Origin of the sequence: Bradyrhizobium sp. sGM-13, assembly GCF_018398875.1 — a bacterium.
Classification (GTDB): Bacteria; Pseudomonadota; Alphaproteobacteria; order Rhizobiales; family Xanthobacteraceae; genus Bradyrhizobium.
The window spans coordinates 1-495 of the sequence record NZ_JAGWDK010000189.1 but is presented as its reverse complement, the minus strand read 5'-3'; the positions used below and the strand labels follow the sequence as shown (position 1 = coordinate 495).

Genomic DNA, 495 nt, shown 5'->3' with positions numbered 1-495 from the left:
ATACTGCAGCCGCAGGCTTTCCTGGTTGGTCATCACCTGATGAGGCGTGGACTGCCGAATGTAAATTACGGCTCTGCGACACAGGTGGCTCCCCGTCACGAGATCCGACCTCATGGCTCTCCTTCCAGCGAACCACGCGAGCTTGCCAATTTTGACTCGGAGCCGTGCCCTAAAGAATCATTTGTGGGCTGATTCGCCAAGCTCCTCAGCACCACGTCTCTTGAAAGCCGGAGCAAGTCTCGAATGCTTGCGAGCGAAAGCTTGCTTGACGCGACAGGCAGCCGCTCGCCATAGAGGTTGGTTGCTGAAGCTCGAATTCTCAGCAAAATGCCGTCGCGATAATGAACGAGAACGCAGCCGCCGGGTCGGAGCGAGCTTCCGGCCGATACCAAATCAAAGCGCCGTCCGTATAGTGGATGGGTTGGGTCGGTTACGGTAATCTGCTCCAACTGATCAGATGGCTCCCGAATGGGGGCATCATGCTGTGTGGTCGTA

At 56.6% G+C, this 495-nt stretch carries 1 protein-coding gene; it reads right to left on the bottom strand.

Features of this window, described 5'->3' with window-relative positions; translation table 11 throughout:
• Positions 1–110: 110 nt before the first annotated feature.
• Positions 111–495, bottom strand: a 385-nt coding sequence (locus tag KJQ96_RS38725; RefSeq protein ID WP_213291189.1) for a hypothetical protein, incomplete at its 5' end; no start/stop codon positions are given.